Genomic DNA, 17,757 nt, shown 5'->3' with positions numbered 1-17,757 from the left:
GCCAGGAGGTGATGTCCATGAACATTCAAGCTACCAACCGGCTGACGCCAGCGGAAACCGCGCTGGTCGATGCCTATACCGCCAAGTTCAGCGAATTGCCCGGTGACGGCGCCGTTGTTGCCGCGCGCGACGTGTTGTTCGACGATCTGAAGACCGGTGGTCTTCCGACACGCCGTATCGAGGCGTGGCACTATACCGATCTGAAAAGCCTGCTGCGGACCGTTCCGGAAGACCGGCCCGCGCCTGTTATCGAGAAGCAGGCACCGACGGTTGCCGGCTCTCTGGTTGCCTATATGCAGCATGGCACGGCCGATATCGGCAAGATCGAAGACGTCCGCGTGTCGCGCTTTGCCGAGAGCTTGGCTGATGGTTCTGCGGCCACAGGCCTTGCCGAAGCCAGCAAGGACGACGTGATTGGCCGCATCAACGGCAGCTTCGTGCGTGATGGTCTGGTGCTCGATATCCCTGATGATGCCGAGATTGAGAAGCCGATCGAATTACAGGCCGTCCATGGCGCCGGTCAGATTCACAGCCGCTTCCCGGTCCGCTTCGGCAAGGGTTCCAAGGCAACCGTCATTGAGCGTCACCTTTCGGTGACTTCGGATGCAGCCTTCGTTTCCTCCGTTACCGACATCGTCATCGAAGATGGCGTGGAAGCGACGTGGATCATCCTGCAAAGCCAAGGTGCTGCCGATATCCATCTCGGCCAGCTGCGCATGAAAATCGGCGCGGATGCCAAGGTTCGCATTTTCATCATCAATGCCGGCGGCAAGCTGGTGCGGCAGGAGCTACGCATCGACGTGGAAGGCGAGGGCACTGACCTCATCGTTCGCGGCGTCAACCTGTTGGGCGGCGAAACCCATACCGACGTGACGATGGTTCTTGGCCACAACGTGCCGAACACGACCTCGACGGAAGTGTTCCGCAACGTGGTGTTCGACCGCGCCAAGGGCATTTTCCAGGGCATGATCCGGGTTGCGCCCGATGCCCAGAAGACTGATGCGAAGATGGCCTGCAACACGCTGCTGATGTCCGATGACGGCGAGTTCTCGGCAAAGCCTGAGCTTGAAATCTTCGCTGATGACGTTCAGTGCGGTCACGGCGCGACGGTTGCCGATATCGACGACAACCATCTCTATTACCTGATGGCGCGCGGCGTGCCTCGGGCAAAGGCGCGGGCAATGCTCGTCAACGCCTTCGTCGCCGAGATCATCGAGGAACTGGAAGAAGAAAATCTGGTAGAGGCGCTGGAGGCCATCATCTCCGGCTGGCTGGAACATCATGCCTGAGAGCGAACGCGCCGCATTGGCGACCCCTTATGACGTCGAAACCGTGCGCAGGGATTTTCCGATCCTGTCGCGCGAGGTCTATGGCAAGCCGCTGGTCTATCTCGACAACGGCGCGTCCGCTCAAAAACCGCAGGTGGTGATCGACGCTATTTCGCATGCTTACGCGAACGAGTATGCCAATGTGCATCGCGGCCTGCATTTCCTCTCCAATGCCGCCACCGACGCCTATGAGGCGGCGCGCGAAAAGGTGCGCCGTTTCCTCAACGCCGGTTCGGTGGACGAGATCGTCTTCACCAAATCCTCCACCGAGGCGATCAATACGGTTGCTTATGGTTACGGCATGCCCAAGATCGGCGAGGGCGACGAGATCGTCATCTCGATTATGGAGCACCACTCCAACATCGTTCCATGGCATTTCATCCGCGAGCGGCAGGGCGCCAAGCTGGTCTGGGTGCCTGTTGATGATGACGGCGCGTTTCACATCGAGGCTTTCGAAAAGAGCCTGACGGAGCGCACCAAACTCGTCGCCATCACCCATATGTCGAATGCGCTCGGCACCATCGTTCCGGTCAAGGAAATCTGCCGCATCGCCCATGAGCGCGGCATTCCGGTGCTGGTCGACGGTAGCCAGGGTGCGGTTCACATGCCGGTGGATGTGCGCGATATCGATTGCGACTGGTATGTCATGACCGGCCACAAGCTTTACGGTCCCTCGGGCATCGGCGTGCTTTACGGCAAGGCGGACCGGTTGCGCGAGATGCGGCCGTTCCAGGGCGGCGGCGAGATGATCCTCGACGTCTCTGAAGACAATGTCACTTATAACGAGCCGCCGCACCGTTTCGAGGCGGGTACGCCGCCGATCGTGCAGGCCATCGGTCTTGGTTATGCGCTGGATTACATGGACAATATCGGCCGTGCCGCGATTGCCGCGCACGAGGCTGATCTTGCAGCTTATGCTGCAGAGCGGCTGCGGGAAGTCAATTCGCTGCGCATCATCGGCAATGCGCCTGACAAGGGCGGCATTTTCTCGTTCGAGCTTGCGGGCATCCATGCCCATGACGTCTCGATGGTGATCGACCGGCGCGGCGTTGCCGTGCGCGCCGGCACCCATTGCGCCATGCCGCTCTTGAAACGGTTCGGCGTCACCTCCACATGCCGGGCATCGTTCGGCCTTTACAATACCCGCGCCGAGGTAGACGCTCTTGTCGAGGCGCTGGACTATGCGCGTAAATTTTTCGCCTGATATCGGCATAGATGAGATCAGGATTGAGGATCAGACCATGACTGCGGAAGCCACTGCAAAGACACCCGATGCGACCGAAGAAGCGGCAAAGCCGTCTTCCATTCCGCCCGAGGAACTGGCGCGTCTCAGCGACGACGTGATCTCGGCGCTGAAAACCGTCTACGACCCGGAAATCCCGGCCGATATTTTCGAACTCGGTCTGATCTACAAGATCGATATCGAAGATGACCGCATGGTCAAGATCGTCATGACGCTGACAGCGCCCGGCTGCCCGGTTGCCGGAGAAATGCCGGGCTGGGTGGAAAACGCGGTTGGTGCTGTCGAAGGCGTTTCCGGCGTTGACGTGTCGATGACATTCGATCCGCCGTGGACGCCGGAACGCATGTCGGAAGAAGCGCAGGTCGCCGTCGGCTGGTACTGACGCGATTTTGACAGGTGTCATCTCTTGATGACACTGTCAGGCGCACTTAAATTGAATTCCATAAGCATCGAGCCTTGAACTCGATTGTCGAAGGAGAATTAGGCCCATGGGCTTTGCGATCATGACCATGACCGGGGCTGCCGCCTCGCGCGTTAAAGCAATCGTCGATAATTCCGGACCGGATGCCAAGGGCGTGCGCGTCGGCATCAAGAAGGGTGGCTGCGCGGGGATGGAATATACCATCGACCTCGTGACCGAAGCGGATGGCAAGGACGATCTGGTTGAATTCGATGGCGCCAGGGTCTGGGTTCAGCCTTCCGCCGTGCTCTATCTGCTCGGCACGCAGATGGATTTCGAAGTGACCAAGATGCGCTCCGGCTTCACCTTCAACAATCCGAACCAGACGTCGGCCTGCGGTTGTGGCGAGTCGGTTGAGTTGAAGCCCGCCGATCTGGCGGCGCTGGCGAAGCAGCGTGAGGCTGAGGCCAGCGTTTAATTTGATGCGGCTTCCACCACACCCACGACGTCATCCTCGGGCTTGACCTGAGGATCCATCCCCGTCAAATTTTATGAGACGTTCTTAGATCCTCGGGTCAAGCCCGAGGATGACGGAGGAGAGGTTTTGCTCCACTCCCGCATGAATCGACTGCCGCCTGAAATCCCATCCATCACTCGTGCCTGAGCGCCTCAATCGGGCTTAAACTCGCCGCGCGCCGTGCCGGGAAATAACCGAAGATCACCCCGATAGCCGCTGAAAAGGCAAAAGCGAGGAAGATAATCGACGGGCTGGTGACGAAGGGGACGTTGAGGAAGTTGACGACGCTGTAAGCCAGCCCGAGGCCGGTCAGGATGCCGACGAGGCCGCCGAAGGCCGACAGCATGACGGCTTCCACCAGAAACTGCGTCAGCACCTGTTTTTCCAGCGCACCGATGGCGAGGCGAATGCCGATTTCGCGGGTGCGCTCCGTCACCGAGACCAGCATGATGTTCATGATGCCGATGCCGCCGACCAGAAGGCTGACGGCCGCGACCGCGCCTAAGAGACCGGTCAGCAGCGTCGTGGTGCCGGTCATGGCCGAGGCGATCTGCGTCATGTCGTTGACGGTGAAATCATCCTCGCGGCCGATGTTGATGCGGCGGCGCTCGCGCAGCAGGTTCTGCAGGTCGCTCTGCACCTTGGCGGTTGAAACGCCATCCTGTGCCGAAACCATGATCGAGGAAATGGTGGTGGTGCCGCCGATGCGCCGCTGATGAATTTTCAGCGGCATGATGATCGTGTCGTCCTGATCGTCACCGAGACCGGATTGGCCCTTTCGAGCCAGAACGCCAATAACGGGACAGGAGATATTGCTGACGCGGACCGTCTGTCCCACCGGGTTTTCCGCGCCGAACAGTTCCTGCCGCACCGTTTCGCCGATGATGCAGCCGATCTGGCCGCCGCGATCTTCGGCTGGCTGGAAGTCGCGCCCGAGCGCGATGGTCCAGTCCTGCGCGATCAGATAGTCGTTGGTGGTGCCGATGACGCTGGTCTGGTGGTTCTTGCCGCCGAAAATGACCGTCGCGGCCGAGCTGCGGTTTTGCGGCGCAACGGCGCGAATGCCCGATATCTGGTTGCGGATGGCCTCGACATCGCGGTCGTCGAAGCGCTTCGCCTCGGTGCTGGCACGGCCGGGGCCGAACTGGCCGGGGCGAACGAACAGCATGTTGGTGCCGAGCCGCGACAATTCCGATTTCACCTGCTCCGTGGTGCCATTGCCGATGGTGACCATGGCGATGACGGCGGCCACACCAATGACGACGCCGAGCACGGTGAGGAAGGAGCGCAAAAGGTTACGGCTGATGGCGCGTAGCGCCAGACGCGACGTTTCAAAGAACATCGGAGCTCTCCTTTTTGTCCACAGCGCTATCGGAGGCGAGATGCCCGTCGACGAAGCGCAGCAGGCGCCCCGCATGGGCGGCGATATCCTCTTCATGCGTGACCATGACGACCGTGATGCCCCTGTCGCGATTGAGCGCCGTTATCAGTTCCATGATCTCGTTGCTGGTCTTCGTATCGAGATTGCCGGTTGGCTCGTCGGCCAGAAGCAGGGCAGGACGGGTAACGATGGCCCGCGCAATGGCCACACGCTGCTGCTGGCCGCCGGAAAGCTCCTGGGTGGTGTGATCCTCGCGCCCCTTCAAACCCACCTGTGCCAGTGCCTCCATGGCACGAGCGCGCCGTTCAGACGCCTTCATGCCGCGATAGACCAGTGGCAGCTCGACATTTTCCACCGCTGAGGTACGCGACAGAAGGTTGAAGCCCTGAAACACGAAGCCCAGCATGTGGCGGCGCAACAGCGTCAGGTGCTCATTGTCGAAGCCGCTGGTCGGCACGCCCTGAAACAGATATTCGCCAGCTGTTGGCACATCCAGACAGCCGATAATGTTCATCGAGGTAGATTTGCCCGAGCCTGACGGCCCCATGATGGCGACGAATTCCTTCTCGTGGATCGACAGGCTGACGCCATCGAGCGCGCGAATGGTTGCTTCCCCGCGGCCATATTGCTTGACGACGTTGCGGAATTCAATGAGCGGCGGCTGTTGCATCAGGTTTTCCTCCGTCAGCCGGCGTTGCGGGCCGTTGCGTCGGTAATCACCAGATCATCGGCTTTCAGCTCGCCCGATTTTACCACGGTATGCTGGCCGTCGGTGGAGCCGGTTTCGATGGCGACCGAGACCGGATTGTTGTTGCGCAGCACCCAGACCGTTCTTTTGCCCGTCGCGGCCTGACCCGCATCGCGGTTCTGCGACCGGCCCATGCGGGGCGGGCGGAACAGGCTCATCAACCCGCCGCCACGGGAGGCGGATTCGCGCGGCGGTGTGTATCGAAGCGCCGAATTAGGCACCAGCAGCGTGTCCTTGATTTCCTCGACGATGATATTGGCGGTTGCCGTCATGCCGGGGCGAAGCAGCAACTCCTCATTATCGACAGTCAATATGCCCTTATAGGTCACCACATTGGATACGGTTTCAGAGGCGAAACGCACGGTTTCGATCTCGGCCGGGAAGCTGCGGTCGGGATAGGCATCGACATTGAATGTCGCTTTCTGCCCGGTCTCGACCTTGCCGACATCAGCCTCATCCACCGAGACCTGCAATTCCATGTGGCGCAGATCACCGGCGATGGTGAAGAGAACAGGGGCGTTGAGCGAAGAGGCAACAGTGGCGCCCGGATCGACGCTGCGGGTGAGGATGACGCCATCGATGGGCGAGACGATCTTGGCCTTGCCGAGATTGACCTCGGCGAGCCGCAGATCCGCTTCCGCCGAAAGCACGGTCGCCTCGTTGACCTGCAACGTGGCGGCGGCGGCATCGTGGCTGAACTGTGCGGCGTCCAGATCCTGCTGGCTGGAGACCCGGTTCTGCACGAGGGACCGCAGGCGCTCCATGGATGTCTTTGCAGAGCCGAGATCGGCGCGCGCCTTCAGCACGTTGGCCTTGGCGGAGGCGAGCTTGGCGCGGGCGCTCTGCACGTCGGCCTCCAGCTTGTTGGTGTCGAGTTCGGCCAGAATATCGCCGGACTTTACCGGGGTATTGTAGGTGACGTTGACCTTGCGCACCGTGCCGGACAATTCGCTCGATATATCGACCTGATCGGTTGGCTGAACCGAGCCGGTGGAGGTGACGATGACGGAAAGATCACCCTGTTTTGCCGGTTCGGTGACATAATTATAGGCGACGCCTGCGGCACGCGACTGGTAATAATAACCGAGGCCGCCGCCGATCAGCACGATGGCAGCCACGACATAAAGATACCGACGCGATTTCTTCTTCCTGCCGGATCTGGTCGTGCCCAGAATCTCCCGCAGATCGGGCTGGCTGTTTTCCGTGTCACGGCCTTGGCTGTTGGCGTCATTCATTCTCGTCACCTGCAAAATTCAAAACACCACAGAGGATTGTCGCCACCCCGTGTTTTCCGCTCGGTCCATTGCTATTTGTATTCCTCTGATTGTGGGAAGTGACATAGCTTGCCCCAAGGGTGAAGTGAAAACTTGGTAATATTTATGATAGTTCTGGTCTGTTAGAGATAATTCCGGAAAGGCCGATGCCACCTGTACGGCAGAGGCTTCAGCAGCGACATTCAGGACGATGATAGAATGAACGACAATGTGGTGCAGTTCCGCAAACCGGTTCCGCCGAAAAAACCGCGTGAACCGCTGGGGCCGAAAGCGAAGAAGGCGCTGACGATTGCGGTTGTTATCGCGTTTTTTGTGGCGGCTTGGGGGTATTTCACGCTGATGGGGAAGGGGTAGGGCGTAAGGGCCGGCGTTGCGCTCTTGCTTGGGTAAGGCGAAAGTATGCAAATCGGCTAAAGCGGGTGTCTCTGGAGACGATTAGACTTACGGGGTATCGCCGCTGATTTTAATGATGGTTATTAGCCCGAAGCGGTCAAGTCATAAGCTGTTCAGGCTTCATCATGATAAGTGACTACGCATCGCCAAACTCACTTTTTCAGAGAGATATTCTTAATGAAGTGCCTGCGAATCTACGCCTCACCAGATGGCGAGTCTCATTTCGATGAAATCGAATTGCCAACAACTAAGGGATCAGTTCATCCCGACGCCGTTCCATTTGATGTGACCGCCAGTTATCCCGCCTCTCGCGTCCGGATTACCCACATCCCGGCAGGAATGAGAGAAGTTGGCTGGCATGGAGTGCCCGAGCCGGTCCTTACGGTTAGGCTTGACGGTTCCGTTGAGTACGAGACCAGCGACGGGGAGGTCCGCCATGTGTCAGCGGGTAGTTTTGTGCTAGTCGCAGACACACATGGCAGAGGCCATCTTTCGCGACATTCTCCAGAAGCCCAGACCGTCATTTGGATTTCATTGCCAAACGGTCTTGAACTTCCTTCGCAGTAATTACTGTTTCTGGCGCAACACCACCCGTACGATAATTTGCTGTCGCGGCTGTAAAAGCCACTTGCCAACGGGTTCATACCCAATACCCTTATCAACACGGCTAAGGGAGGTGGGTTACATGAGCGACTTTCGCAACAGTCTGTTTTTTCCGATCACGCTCTTGATTTGCGGGGTGGCCGCGTTTTTTCTCTTCCTTTACGTGACTGGCCACGATCCGGATGAGCGACCCCTAACCTTGGTCGAGTGGATTATAGGCGGAATGCTGATCGGACCGGGCTTTGGTTATCTCCTGCGATGGAGAAAGATTAAGAATAGCCGAGGTGCAAGCCCGGACTGATATCGTGTCTGCGATAGGATCCAAACCCGTTATCTATGGATAATGTGAGAAGCGGTGGCGACCCCTGCAGGATTCGAACCTGCGACATTCGACTTAGAAGGTCGACGCTCTATCCAGCTGAGCTAAGGGGCCGTTGTGCCGGGCTATGTTGCTCCGGCTGAAAATCGTTCAGCGTGTCCTTCTTCAGTGCGTCCAGGGCTGGGTGCGGCTGAAACGGAAATTGTCGGTGTAGGATACCACCTTGCGTGTCGCTTCCTTCGGCAGGATGACGCGGTATTCGATGCCCTTGCGCTGCGCGTAGGCTTCGGCCTGTTCCTGTGTTTCGAATGTCAGCTTGACCTGCTGCTTCATGTCGGAACTGGAGGTGTAGCCCATGATCGGGTCGATCTTGCGCGGAACTTCGGCGTCGAATTCCAGAACCCAGACATTGGTCTTCGCCGTGCCGGATTGCATGGCGGTTTTTGCAGGGCGGTAAATCTTCGCAGACATGTCGAAACTGCTCCGGTTGGGCGGCGGGGCGTAACACCCCGGATTACTATTCACGTACCTGAATAGAATAACCAAATCGTGTTAGGAACGCTGAATTTGGAATGGACTGACTTCCTGTGAGAGTCAAGATGATTATCCCCTGCTTTCCGTTGGCGGTCTTGCCACATCATCACCGTGTTGCCAATCACGGTAATGCTGAACAAAGATGAATTTCCCTGTTGCGGACTTCAGATGAACCGTGTATTCCCCAGCCATCGCCTCGGCGGAGTGTAGCGCAGTCTGGTAGCGCATCTGGTTTGGGACCAGAGGGTCGGGAGTTCGAATCTCTCCACTCCGACCATTTTCAAAATCCCCTTTTATCAGTGCTTTGCATTGCTTTCTTCAAGCGATGTATTCAGTTGCGTTTTCGGCTTGTCGATCCTGTATCCGAGCCCCCTTCGGCGTCGGCCGGTTACCTCTCAATTTCCCCATAAACCCGCAAGCCCGATGTGTGCGGGCGTGCGCCGCGCCGTCTCTATCAACTGTTCGGCGCTCCTCTCTGAGTGGCTGCATTCGGTTAAAAGCAACTTATTTGAATATCTTAAAGAATAGTAATTTAATTTTTTATAATATATTTAAGATTGTTTTCTGTGAATATTGATATTATTTATTCGAAATACTACTTTTATTGCTGCATGTATTAATCGTTTTTATTTTTGGAGATACAATGTTTAAGTTTATTTTTACTATTTCAGCCGCCGCTTTGCTTTCGTCTTGCGGCTCCATTACGCGTGGAACCGAAGAGGCGGTGACGATCATCTCGGAACCGCCGGATGCGGTTATCACCACATCGCTCGGGCCATCATGCCCGAAGTCTCCATGTACGCTGGTGGTCAAGCGTAACCAGAGTTTGATCGCCCATGCTGAAAAGCCTGGCTACGAAAAAGGCTCTGTCGCCATTAATACGAAAATGAGCGGCAAGGGAACGTTGGGTTTGGCCGGCAATGTGATCGCCGGAGGTTTGATCGGTGTCGCCATTGATGGCGCGACCGGGGCGGGGCTCGACCATTATCCCAATCCCGCGACGATCGTGTTGAAGCCGATTTCGATTTCCAAGGCAAAGCAAAAGCCGGTGACAAAACCGAAGCCCGTCAAAACTGCTCCCGCCAAGCCGTCCGTTCCGACGTCGTGAAGATAATCTGCGGCTCGCCATCCATGGCGGGCCGCATTGGTCTCAGATCAATCCGCCGAAGGCCCGACCAAAGTGCTCTCCGCCGTGCCGATCGTCATAACATTGCCGCGCCATGCCACGGCGCTGCCGATCCAGCTGCGCGCCCAGACGACGGGCATGATTATATCCCGGGCGATCATGGCGGGCAGCGTATAGAGGGATAACGGCCAGCGGTTGAGGGCTGCGAGCACCAGTTCCGGGACATACATGATGGCAAGCACGGCAAAAGCGGTGATGGCGAGGTTCATGTCCATCATCGCAGCGGCAGCGAGCGCGAAGAGCAGCGGGGGAAGCGCGCCGGTCAGGATTTCAGGTGCGAAATATTGCGGGAAGGTCACGCGCCTCAGCCGCGCCCAGCGGGTCTGGCGTGACCAGATTTCGCCGACATGGCGCTGGCCGAGCGGTTGTTCGAAAGGGGGCGAGACCAGATGAACCCTGCGGCCGGCGTTTCGGACCAGTTTGGTCGAGGCGGCGTCTTCAGCGATTTCGGCGGCAAGCGCGCGGATGCCGCCATGGTCCTCTAGGAAGGGCTTGTTCCACAACATCGACTTGCCCTGTGCGAAACCGATGCCGATCGCTTCCGCCGCATATTGCCAGCGGCCCTGCGAGCCGTTGAGGAAAGCGCATTCCACATGCGCCCAGAAGCCCGCCGGACGTGAGCCGAGGGGCGGCGAGCAGACCAGCCCGCTATCCGGCCGCCAGGCCGACATCATGGTCGCTACATAGGATTTCGGCATCAGCACGTTCGAATCGGCAAGGATGACCCATTCATGCCGGGCGACACGCCAGCCCTTGACGCAATTGTTCAGTTTCGGATTGGCGCTGATGCGGTCGTCGCCGATGAGAACCTGTGCCGAAATCGTCGGGAAGGCAGCACTTGTCCGGCGTACCTCATCGATCACCGGATCGAATTCATCGGCAACGCAGAACAGCAACTCGTAATCCGGCCAGTCAAGTTCGAAAGCCCGCGACAGCGTCAGCGGGGTGAAGTTTTCCACGCCGCGCAACGGCACCACGATAGAGACCGGCGGCCTTTGCCGCACAAGCACGTTTTCCGTGTCGCGCCGCCTCAGGCGCCAGCCGGCCAGAACGATGCCGAGAAGATTGAAGGCAAGCAGCAGAATTGCGCAAAGGGCAAAGACAGTTTCCATGATGGCCAGTTCCACTCCCTAGCTTGCAGCGGTTCACCCGCCAACCGATTCCATGGAATTCGTCTTTGCCGATTATAACGTTTAGGTGACAGTTACATGTCATCATCGGCGGGCGGGCAGGCTGCGTGGCGCGGGAAAAGGCGCTTAAGCATCTGGCGTATCGCAAAGAAAAGCCCTTCGTGGAGAAGGGCCCAATCGTCACCATGGCATGAACTTTAGTGGATGTTCAGAATATGCGCGTGACTGCTTGCGACGAGAAACGATTCTCGGGCTTTTTCGATGTCGCACCTGCCGGCGATAGCATCGAGGCAGTTTCTGCGCGCTTCTTCATATTCCGGCCCATGTTCTTCCGGCCAGCGGTACATCAGCATGTCCAGCGCCACCAGCGGGCTGTAGATTTCCACGGCGACGCACAGCGGCAGGTGGATCGCCACCGGCTTCATCCACGAGGCGTGGTGACACGGCTCGGTTCTGTTTATCAGCATATCATTCTCCTCCCTGTTTCAGGTGCCTTGACGGCTGTTCTCTCTCCCATGCGCGTAATGCCCGCCTCACGAAATGGTTCCCGATCACCTAAAATGTGATCGATTGGGGGGTTCCAATTTTCCAAGATGAATGGAAGATGAACGAATTGATGAACCGGAGATGAACGAAACCGCTATTGGCGCGTTGTAATGTCCATAAGAAGGAGAACGCACATGTTCAATCTGTCAGGCATTCAGGAGAGCTTTTTTGGAGACCGCATGGCTGGCGTATGCCAGGCGATCACCTCGGCGCTCGCCTTCGAAACGGGGCTTGAGAAGTCGCGTATTTCCGCAAGCGTCGAAAATGACGTGATCTATCTTGAAGGCACGGCTGATTCGGTCGAGGCAATCGATATCGCCATCAATCTTGCCGCATCTATTTCCAATTGCCGGATTTTGAGTCATATCGAGCCGGTTTACTGAACATTGCACCGGCCGGGCGAAACATCGTCCGGCTCATTCAGATGCAATAACGCGGCAATGTCATTTCCGGTTGCCGATTTGCCCGCTGCGGACCATATCGCCCGGCTTGATGCCATAGCGTTTTGCGGTGCCGCCATTCAGTTCAAGCACAAATTTGACCGGACCACGGGAGCTGATGATCGCTTCCGAGTGCGGAACCGCGTTTTCGTGAATATAGGTGATTCGCCCGTCGCGGGCGATGAACAGCATGTCGAGCGGGATGAGCGTGTTGCGCATCCACATGGCCACGTCGCGTTCCTGCCCGAAATCGAACAACATGCCGTTTTCCAGCGGCATGGATTTGCGGAACATCAATCCCTGTTCGCGCTGCGCATTGTTCACCGCCAGTTCCGCAGTGAAGTCGTGGTTTTTTCCCGAGGTGGTTTCGATCGTCAGCGGCTCGGACGTGAAGGTCTGTTGCTGAGCCTGCGCGGTGCCGGCGAGCGTGAAAAAAAGAAGCGCCATCACGGCGCTCTTCACGATATTTCCCAACAGGGCGGTCATCAGTGCGACATCCCGATCGAGACGGGGTTGTCGGGGTGGATTTCCGCCGCCATCAGGCCCTTGTCGCCATCACCGAAACGCACCAGCACCACCTGGCCCGGGCGAAGTTCCGTCAGGCCGAAACGGCGCAGCGTTTCCATATGCACGAAAATATCTTCGGTTCCTTCACCGCGCGTCAAAAAGCCGAAACCCTTGGTGCGGTTGAACCACTTGACGATGACGCGCTCAAGCCCGCTCGACGCCGTTACCTGCACATGGGTGCGCACCGGCGGCAGCTGCGAGGGGTGAATGGCGGTCGACTGATCCATCGACAGGATGCGGAAAGCCTGAAAGCCACGGTCGCGCCGCTGGATGAGGGCGACGATGCGGGTGCCCTCCAGAATGGTCTGGTATCCATCCCGGCGCAGGCAGGAAACGTGCAGCAGCACATCCTGCATGCCATTATCCGGCACGATGAAGCCGAAACCCTTGGCGACGTCGAACCATTTCACGACGCCGGTGATTTCGGTCAGGTCGACGGCATCGCCCGAAAGGTCCTCGACATCGACTATCGTTTTCGATGACATCCTATCAGCCATATCCTGCCAACCCCTCAAATACGCGCCATACACCGGTCAACTGATTCCTGTTTACCAGATTAACATCTTGGTAACGGTTTCACGCAAGCCCTAGTTTTTGATTTGCGTAGCTGCTTTTATGTCGCCGTCCTTGTCCGGGGCTTGCCATCATGCGTTCAGCGGCTCGGACCCCTTGTATTGGAGAGGAATAAAATGCGGTATCTGCACACGATGGTTCGCGTCAAAGACCTTGGCGAATCAATGAAATTCTATTGCGACCTGCTGGGTCTCGAGGAAATACGCCGAATCGAAAACGAAAAAGGCCGTTTCACTCTGGTGTTTCTTGCGGCACGCGATGACATTGCTGCGGCTAAGGAAAAAAAAGCGCCGAGCCTCGAACTCACCTATAATTGGGACACCGAAGATTACACCGGCGGCCGCAATTTCGGCCATCTGGCCTATGAGGTCGACAATATCTACGACTTCTGCGCCCGGCTTCAGCAGAATGGCATCGTGATCAACCGGCCGCCGCGTGACGGGCACATGGCCTTCGTCCGTTCGCCTGACGGTATTTCCTTCGAGATTCTGCAGAAGGGCGAAAGCCTCGCACCAGCCGAACCGTGGATATCTATGCAGAATACCGGTTCCTGGTAAGGGATTTTCCCGGCCAATAGCGGCGTTTTCGGGCGCTCTTGCCTTGTCCCGACGGGATGAGGCATAGTCCGCGAATCGAAACGGCCCGTCCCGTTTGGGAAAAGCACACGATTCCGTTCCCGTGCTGCTGTTGGAAATGCAAGATACGGAGGCCACCCATGAAAACTGTCGAGGGCGCGAAAGGACGCGTTTCCTGTCAGCGTCTCGTCATTGCGGTTTCGCTGCTGGGGCTTTCCGGCTGCGTTTCGGCGGTGACGGATGACGAGATGGCCGCCAATACCAAAAAGCCGGCAATTGCCGCACAACAGCATCCGCAGACGGCCGCAGCGGCCGTCGCCGCGCCTGCGGCTGGCGCTGAGCCGGGGCATTATGTTGACCCTGCCGTTGCATCGGCGTCCGGCGGGGCCGTGCCCGTCCAGCCGCAGACATCGGGCGGCCCGGCGCAGGTTTATGGTGCCGCCGCCGATATTGGCGGGCTGACGACGCAGCCCACGGCAATTTCCGCCGGTACATCCAGCATCTATTCCACCGCCCGCGCGGCAGTGCCTTCGGTTGCGACGGATGGTTCCGCCGCCGCGCCATCGCAGCGGATCATCCCCGCCGTCAGCAGCGTTTATTCAGCGCCGGCGCAGCAGCAACTCCAGCCGCAACCTGCCTCAGCGCCAGTTCCGCTACCGGTAGCGGAACAGCACAGCGAAAACCGCCAGCCTGTTCCTACACCCGCACCACAACAGCTTGCAGCCGCCGCTGCGCAACCCGCAGCAAACGCGGTGCCCGCAGGTGAGAAGCAGGAAAGCGAAGGCACGGGCGTAACGCTTGCGGCATTTTTCGCCGGCGCCGCCAAAAAACGGCTGCCGAAAATGATCGAAAACGGTACCGCGGTAAATACCGAGGTTGCGGCGCTATCGGGCGCAGCGGACCGGACGATGGGTATTGCGCTTTCCGGTCGCTCGATGATGTCTGAGGAATTTGACGATGCGCATCTCGAAGATGAGGATGACCAGCCGACGGGCCTGATGAAGCTTGCGTCACTCTCCGGCCTGACCCGTGTTTCCCCGAACGGTCTTTTCCTGCAGACGGACAATGTCGAAGTCGGCTGTTTCAAGCCGGAACTGGTCCGCATGATCAAGGACGTCGAGCGTCATTACAACAGCCCGGCCATCGTCACCTCGGGCTATCGGCCGCCAAAGGGCGTGAGGCAGGGTTCCAAGCACTATACCTGCGATGCCGCTGACATCCAGATCAAGGGCGTCTCCAAGTGGGAACTTGCCACCTATCTGCGTTCCCTGCCTGAGCGCGGTGGCGTCGGCACCTATTGCCACACCGAATCGGTTCATATGGACACGGGTGAGCCGAGAGACTGGAACTGGCGTTGCCGCCGCACTGCCGCGCGGAAATAAGAACAGGGACTCCATGCGTTTCGGGGCTGAAACTTCCTGCCCCGTAAAACCCGGTATTTCGCCTGACGAGATCGCGCCTTTTCGGTGTCCGAATGGACGTCGCACGCGCCTTGCTGTAGGAGACGGTCTCCCGTCTTCATGCGCATGGTGTGTTCTGAATGCTGCCGATTTCCACTTTCCCCATCTACATCATTTCCATTGCCCGGGCGCGGGCGCGGCTTGAGAAGATGCTGGAGGGCGCTGTCGGGCTCGGGCTGGATCTGCGCCCGGTGGAAGGTGTCGACGGCAAGACTGTTCCGCCCGCCGAATGGACGGATTTCGACCGGCGCGGTTTTGAGCTGCGCAATGGCCGCCATGCGCTCGCCGGTGAATATGGCTGCTATGCCAGCCATATAAAGGCATTGGAGATATTCCTTGCCACCGATGCGCCGGTGGCTGTCATCGTCGAGGACGATGTTGCCTTCACCCCGGAGTTTTCCAAACGGGTCCAGGCAATGGTTGCGGTGATGCCGGAAAACGCGATCGTCAAACTGACCAATCATCGCCGCAGCGGTTTCAAGGGCCGGAAAACCAGCGCGCTTGGCGATACGCTTGGCCGCTGCATCTATGGCCCGCAGGGATCATCCGCTTGCTACATCATTTCGCGGGGCGGGGCGGAGCGTTTTCTCAAAACGGCAAGGGTGATGACGTTGCCTTTCGACCGCGCCCTGGAATGCGGCTGGGGCTATGGCACGCAAGTTTATGTCACCGACAAGGATTTCCTGCCATTCGGCGACCCGGACACGCTGGTCGGCACCCGCGCCGAATATCGCGGCAGCAAGTTCGCCCGCATTAAACGGATTCCGGCTTATCTCTCGAGTTTCTATGACAATATTGCGCGGTATGTTTATGCTTATCGCTAGCGCGGCGGGCAGGGCTGTTCACGCGCAGGCTGCATGATCGGGTTTCACCTTAGAGCCTGAATTGGCGAAAGAACAATGAGACGGGCGCGATTATTTCTGCGCTCCGAAATTGCTGGCGCAGATGTCCAAGACACGACGACGCCAAGCTCTCTGTATCGACAAGTCTCTGTAAATTAACGGGAAAATAAATCTGAGGTGGTGAGAGCGCAGGGATTCGAACCCTGGACCTACTGATTAAAAGTAATATCGAAATACAGTGTTTATAATGGCTTAGTAAACATTGGCTGTGCGACTTTTCTTGTTCTTGCCGTTAATTGCACAATCTGGTTTGTGCGTCAAATCAATGCTTAGGAAAGCTTCCAAAATAAAAGGCGGGTCAATGCCCGCCTTCTTCATTTCATGCTCGCCGGCCTCCCGTCGTCGTCGCCATCTGGTGCCTCGAACCACGTCACCAGTTTGCCGATCGCCGCGTCTGCCATTTCTGCGTTGAGGGCGAGATAGTGCCGCAAGATCTCATGGGCCGTCTTGAGGCTATGGCCGGTGATGGCGCAGATCTCCGGAATGGTGCAGCCTGCCATTGCCAGCCAGGTAACGGCCGTGTCGCGGAAGTCCTGGTCAGTGAGGTCTTTGAGAGACGGCAGCTTCTTCTTTGCGTGCCTGCGGATCTCCTCAAACCTGCGCCGGTAATGATCCCCGTTGAATGGTTTCCATTCGCGCTCATTGAGCACCGCCCAGGGCGATATGATGCCGGCGTCGTTGCGGCGCTTCTGGGCGGCATCCATCCGCTTCTTGAGCTCCGGTGCCTCGATGATGGAGACGATCGCGCCGGTCTTCGACTGCTGCAGGATGATGCGGCCACGCTTGTGACCCTTGCGGGTGTATTGCAGCCGGTCGGCCTGGCGCTGGCCGGACCATACAGCGAGCGTGAACATGTCGCCCATTTCCGGCTGTTTGAGTGCGTCGGCCGTCTCGATCAAAACCTTGAGCTCCTGTTTCGAGGCGATGCGCAGGCGCGCATCCGGTGTCTTCATCTTGAGCTTGTGGGCCGGATTAATCAGCATCGAGGGCAGGCGGCCTCGATCCATCGCCCATTGCAGCGCCACGCCCAGGATGCGCATCGCGCCGACGGCCGACGTGTTGCCAACCTTCACCCGAAGGCTCTCATAAATCCCTATGCAGATCGGTTTTGTGAGGGCTTCCGCTTCCGAGCTCCATACGTCCGGCTCGCGGTTTTGGATGACACGGCTTTTCTGGCGGTAGTCGTCGCGGGTTTTCTTCGACAGATCCCCGAAGCGCGGGTTCTTCGTCTCGTTCAAAAACTCGTCGAACAAAAGGCTGACAGGGAAGGCTGGCCGGATCGCGGCGACGGGCATCGGCGGAATGACTTTTTCGCGCGGTTCGCCGGCGCGCAGGCGCTGCTTGCGCTTGTCGAGCTCGATCTTGCTGGAGAGCTTGCGTGACCAGTCCAGGGCCTCGCCGGCGCTCATCCAGCGGCCGTCCTTGTGTCGCAGATCCTCACCCGCATATCCTGCCCCACGCAATGTCTTGGAAGGGTTGAAGCGCGGCCGGCCGTTGCGCCACGACACGTGCGGAATTTTCAGATCGTCTTTCGCCATGAATTTTACTCCTTGATACAAAAATGCCCGGCGGTCACGCGAAACAAAGACCGCCGGGCAGGCAGGCTCCGGGAGACTGGAGCCAGGGGATGTTTAGTGG

21 protein-coding genes and 2 tRNA genes are annotated in these 17,757 nt (G+C 58.2%); 13 read left to right on the top strand and 10 right to left on the bottom strand.

Features of this window, described 5'->3' with window-relative positions:
* Window positions 1–17: 17 nt before the first annotated feature.
* The 4 genes from sufD (at window position 18) to sufA (ending at window position 3,449) form a co-directional block, all read left to right on the top strand.
* Window positions 18–1,289, top strand: coding sequence for a Fe-S cluster assembly protein SufD (gene sufD / locus DXT96_RS07550; RefSeq protein ID WP_153514042.1), 1,272 nt, complete (start codon window positions 18–20; stop codon window positions 1,287–1,289).
* The gene (locus DXT96_RS07545; protein ID WP_153514041.1) at window positions 1,282–2,532 is read left to right on the top strand and encodes a cysteine desulfurase; all 1,251 of its coding nucleotides are present in this window, start codon (window positions 1,282–1,284) and stop codon (window positions 2,530–2,532) included. Before sufD ends, DXT96_RS07545 begins: the two co-directional genes overlap by 8 nt.
* 37 nt (window positions 2,533–2,569) lie before the next feature.
* Entirely contained in the window at window positions 2,570–2,953 is a 384-nt protein-coding gene (locus tag DXT96_RS07540) for an SUF system Fe-S cluster assembly protein (RefSeq protein ID WP_149898086.1), read from the top strand.
* Window positions 2,954–3,059: 106 nt separating this feature from the next.
* Window positions 3,060–3,449, top strand: coding sequence for a Fe-S cluster assembly scaffold SufA (gene sufA / locus DXT96_RS07535; RefSeq protein WP_153514040.1), 390 nt, complete (start codon window positions 3,060–3,062; stop codon window positions 3,447–3,449).
* A 172-nt stretch (window positions 3,450–3,621) separates the two neighbouring features.
* On the opposite strand, the gene DXT96_RS07530 is transcribed toward sufA, so the two are convergent.
* The 3 genes from DXT96_RS07530 to DXT96_RS07520 are packed head-to-tail and all read right to left on the bottom strand — an operon-like array spanning window position 3,622 to window position 6,852.
* On the bottom strand, window positions 3,622–4,830 hold the full coding sequence (locus DXT96_RS07530) for an ABC transporter permease (protein WP_153514039.1): 1,209 nt from the start codon (window positions 4,828–4,830) through the stop codon (window positions 3,622–3,624).
* Window positions 4,820–5,539: an ABC transporter ATP-binding protein gene (locus tag DXT96_RS07525; RefSeq protein WP_149897353.1), complete on the bottom strand. Its 720-nt coding sequence runs from the start codon at window positions 5,537–5,539 to the stop codon at window positions 4,820–4,822. The genes DXT96_RS07530 and DXT96_RS07525 overlap by 11 nt, the downstream gene beginning before the upstream one ends.
* Window positions 5,540–5,553: 14 nt before the next feature.
* Entirely contained in the window at window positions 5,554–6,852 is a 1,299-nt protein-coding gene (locus DXT96_RS07520; RefSeq protein ID WP_153514038.1) for an efflux RND transporter periplasmic adaptor subunit, read from the bottom strand.
* 237 nt (window positions 6,853–7,089) lie between these two features.
* Here DXT96_RS07520 and DXT96_RS07515 point away from each other — a divergent pair, with 237 nt between their 5' ends.
* From DXT96_RS07515 to DXT96_RS07505, 3 genes are all read left to right on the top strand, one after another.
* Window positions 7,090–7,245 (top strand): hypothetical protein, encoded by a 156-nt coding sequence (locus DXT96_RS07515; RefSeq protein WP_153514037.1) that lies wholly within the window; start codon window positions 7,090–7,092, stop codon window positions 7,243–7,245.
* A gap of 216 nt (window positions 7,246–7,461) precedes the next feature.
* Window positions 7,462–7,851 carry a hypothetical protein gene (locus tag DXT96_RS27380; RefSeq protein WP_153514236.1) on the top strand — a complete coding sequence of 130 codons (390 nt, stop codon included), beginning with the start codon at window positions 7,462–7,464 and terminating at the stop codon, window positions 7,849–7,851.
* Window positions 7,852–7,969: 118 nt separating this feature from the next.
* Window positions 7,970–8,188 (top strand): hypothetical protein, encoded by a 219-nt coding sequence (locus tag DXT96_RS07505; RefSeq protein WP_153514036.1) that lies wholly within the window; start codon window positions 7,970–7,972, stop codon window positions 8,186–8,188.
* Window positions 8,189–8,243: 55 nt separating this feature from the next.
* Here the strand turns inward: DXT96_RS07505 and DXT96_RS07500 are convergent.
* Both DXT96_RS07500 and DXT96_RS07495 read right to left on the bottom strand, forming a co-directional pair.
* Window positions 8,244–8,320, bottom strand: a tRNA-Arg gene (locus tag DXT96_RS07500).
* Between the two features lie 51 nt (window positions 8,321–8,371).
* Entirely contained in the window at window positions 8,372–8,677 is a 306-nt protein-coding gene (locus DXT96_RS07495) for an ETC complex I subunit (protein WP_149897356.1), read from the bottom strand.
* 263 nt (window positions 8,678–8,940) lie between these two features.
* Here DXT96_RS07495 and DXT96_RS07490 point away from each other — a divergent pair.
* Together DXT96_RS07490 and DXT96_RS07485 are read left to right on the top strand one after the other, a co-directional pair.
* Window positions 8,941–9,017, top strand: a tRNA-Pro gene (locus DXT96_RS07490).
* Window positions 9,018–9,344: 327 nt separating this feature from the next.
* Window positions 9,345–9,848 carry a translation initiation factor 2 gene (locus DXT96_RS07485; RefSeq protein ID WP_246670531.1) on the top strand — a complete coding sequence of 168 codons (504 nt, stop codon included), beginning with the start codon at window positions 9,345–9,347 and terminating at the stop codon, window positions 9,846–9,848.
* Window positions 9,849–9,895: 47 nt separating this feature from the next.
* On the opposite strand, the gene DXT96_RS07480 is transcribed toward DXT96_RS07485, so the two are convergent.
* Together DXT96_RS07480 and DXT96_RS07475 are read right to left on the bottom strand one after the other, a co-directional pair.
* A complete protein-coding gene (locus DXT96_RS07480) occupies window positions 9,896–11,038 on the bottom strand; it encodes a ceramide glucosyltransferase (protein ID WP_153514035.1) in 1,143 nt (380 codons plus the stop codon).
* A 215-nt stretch (window positions 11,039–11,253) separates the two neighbouring features.
* Window positions 11,254–11,523: a DUF982 domain-containing protein gene (locus DXT96_RS07475; RefSeq protein WP_035224285.1), complete on the bottom strand. Its 270-nt coding sequence runs from the start codon at window positions 11,521–11,523 to the stop codon at window positions 11,254–11,256.
* 213 nt (window positions 11,524–11,736) lie between these two features.
* On the opposite strand from DXT96_RS07475, the gene DXT96_RS07470 reads away from it, so the two are divergent.
* Entirely contained in the window at window positions 11,737–11,985 is a 249-nt protein-coding gene (locus tag DXT96_RS07470; RefSeq protein WP_052819726.1) for a BON domain-containing protein, read from the top strand.
* Between the two features lie 60 nt (window positions 11,986–12,045).
* Here the strand turns inward: DXT96_RS07470 and DXT96_RS07465 are convergent, their stop codons facing one another.
* Both DXT96_RS07465 and DXT96_RS07460 read right to left on the bottom strand, forming a co-directional pair.
* Window positions 12,046–12,528 (bottom strand): DUF192 domain-containing protein, encoded by a 483-nt coding sequence (locus DXT96_RS07465; protein WP_194287577.1) that lies wholly within the window; start codon window positions 12,526–12,528, stop codon window positions 12,046–12,048.
* Window positions 12,528–13,106, bottom strand: coding sequence for a cold-shock protein (locus tag DXT96_RS07460; protein ID WP_153514034.1), 579 nt, complete (start codon window positions 13,104–13,106; stop codon window positions 12,528–12,530). The genes DXT96_RS07465 and DXT96_RS07460 overlap by 1 nt, the downstream gene beginning before the upstream one ends.
* A gap of 192 nt (window positions 13,107–13,298) precedes the next feature.
* Between DXT96_RS07460 and DXT96_RS07455 the strand changes: the two genes are divergently transcribed.
* From DXT96_RS07455 to DXT96_RS07445, 3 genes are all read left to right on the top strand, one after another.
* Window positions 13,299–13,739, top strand: coding sequence for a VOC family protein (locus DXT96_RS07455; protein ID WP_153514033.1), 441 nt, complete (start codon window positions 13,299–13,301; stop codon window positions 13,737–13,739).
* A 158-nt stretch (window positions 13,740–13,897) separates the two neighbouring features.
* Window positions 13,898–15,139: a YcbK family protein gene (locus DXT96_RS07450; RefSeq protein WP_194287576.1), complete on the top strand. Its 1,242-nt coding sequence runs from the start codon at window positions 13,898–13,900 to the stop codon at window positions 15,137–15,139.
* 158 nt (window positions 15,140–15,297) lie between these two features.
* A complete protein-coding gene (locus DXT96_RS07445) occupies window positions 15,298–16,041 on the top strand; it encodes a glycosyltransferase family 25 protein (protein WP_153514032.1) in 744 nt (247 codons plus the stop codon).
* Between the two features lie 392 nt (window positions 16,042–16,433).
* On the opposite strand, the gene DXT96_RS07440 is transcribed toward DXT96_RS07445, so the two are convergent.
* Window positions 16,434–17,657 carry a hypothetical protein gene (locus DXT96_RS07440; protein WP_153514031.1) on the bottom strand — a complete coding sequence of 408 codons (1,224 nt, stop codon included), beginning with the start codon at window positions 17,655–17,657 and terminating at the stop codon, window positions 16,434–16,436.
* Window positions 17,658–17,757: the final 100 nt, after the last annotated feature.

It is taken from the genome of Agrobacterium sp. ICMP 6402 (assembly GCF_009498615.1).
Lineage (GTDB): Bacteria > Pseudomonadota > Alphaproteobacteria > Rhizobiales > Rhizobiaceae > Agrobacterium > Agrobacterium burrii.
The sequence above is the reverse complement of the archived record's forward strand: the minus strand, read 5'-3'. Positions and strand labels throughout refer to the sequence as shown.

What these genes read in the sequence shown, in the direction of transcription:
- DXT96_RS07475 (WP_035224285.1), bottom strand. Translation starts at nt 11,523, where the DNA reads ATGCTGATAAACAGAACCGAGCCGTGTCACCACGCCTCGTGGATGAAG.
- DXT96_RS07520 (WP_153514038.1), bottom strand. Translation starts at nt 6,852, where the DNA reads ATGAATGACGCCAACAGCCAAGGCCGTGACACGGAAAACAGCCAGCCC.
- DXT96_RS07480 (WP_153514035.1), bottom strand. Translation starts at nt 11,038, where the DNA reads ATGGAAACTGTCTTTGCCCTTTGCGCAATTCTGCTGCTTGCCTTCAAT.
- DXT96_RS07455 (WP_153514033.1), top strand. Translation starts at nt 13,299, where the DNA reads ATGCGGTATCTGCACACGATGGTTCGCGTCAAAGACCTTGGCGAATCA.
- DXT96_RS07470 (WP_052819726.1), top strand. Translation starts at nt 11,737, where the DNA reads ATGTTCAATCTGTCAGGCATTCAGGAGAGCTTTTTTGGAGACCGCATG.
- DXT96_RS07465 (WP_194287577.1), bottom strand. Translation starts at nt 12,528, where the DNA reads ATGACCGCCCTGTTGGGAAATATCGTGAAGAGCGCCGTGATGGCGCTT.
- DXT96_RS07450 (WP_194287576.1), top strand. Translation starts at nt 13,898, where the DNA reads ATGAAAACTGTCGAGGGCGCGAAAGGACGCGTTTCCTGTCAGCGTCTC.
- DXT96_RS07525 (WP_149897353.1), bottom strand. Translation starts at nt 5,539, where the DNA reads ATGCAACAGCCGCCGCTCATTGAATTCCGCAACGTCGTCAAGCAATAT.
- DXT96_RS07495 (WP_149897356.1), bottom strand. Translation starts at nt 8,677, where the DNA reads ATGTCTGCGAAGATTTACCGCCCTGCAAAAACCGCCATGCAATCCGGC.
- DXT96_RS27380 (WP_153514236.1), top strand. Translation starts at nt 7,462, where the DNA reads ATGAAGTGCCTGCGAATCTACGCCTCACCAGATGGCGAGTCTCATTTC.
- DXT96_RS07445 (WP_153514032.1), top strand. Translation starts at nt 15,298, where the DNA reads ATGCTGCCGATTTCCACTTTCCCCATCTACATCATTTCCATTGCCCGG.
- DXT96_RS07440 (WP_153514031.1), bottom strand. Translation starts at nt 17,657, where the DNA reads ATGGCGAAAGACGATCTGAAAATTCCGCACGTGTCGTGGCGCAACGGC.
- sufD (WP_153514042.1), top strand. Translation starts at nt 18, where the DNA reads ATGAACATTCAAGCTACCAACCGGCTGACGCCAGCGGAAACCGCGCTG.
- DXT96_RS07530 (WP_153514039.1), bottom strand. Translation starts at nt 4,830, where the DNA reads ATGTTCTTTGAAACGTCGCGTCTGGCGCTACGCGCCATCAGCCGTAAC.
- DXT96_RS07505 (WP_153514036.1), top strand. Translation starts at nt 7,970, where the DNA reads ATGAGCGACTTTCGCAACAGTCTGTTTTTTCCGATCACGCTCTTGATT.
- sufA (WP_153514040.1), top strand. Translation starts at nt 3,060, where the DNA reads ATGGGCTTTGCGATCATGACCATGACCGGGGCTGCCGCCTCGCGCGTT.
- DXT96_RS07515 (WP_153514037.1), top strand. Translation starts at nt 7,090, where the DNA reads ATGAACGACAATGTGGTGCAGTTCCGCAAACCGGTTCCGCCGAAAAAA.
- DXT96_RS07460 (WP_153514034.1), bottom strand. Translation starts at nt 13,106, where the DNA reads ATGGCTGATAGGATGTCATCGAAAACGATAGTCGATGTCGAGGACCTT.
- DXT96_RS07545 (WP_153514041.1), top strand. Translation starts at nt 1,282, where the DNA reads ATGCCTGAGAGCGAACGCGCCGCATTGGCGACCCCTTATGACGTCGAA.
- DXT96_RS07540 (WP_149898086.1), top strand. Translation starts at nt 2,570, where the DNA reads ATGACTGCGGAAGCCACTGCAAAGACACCCGATGCGACCGAAGAAGCG.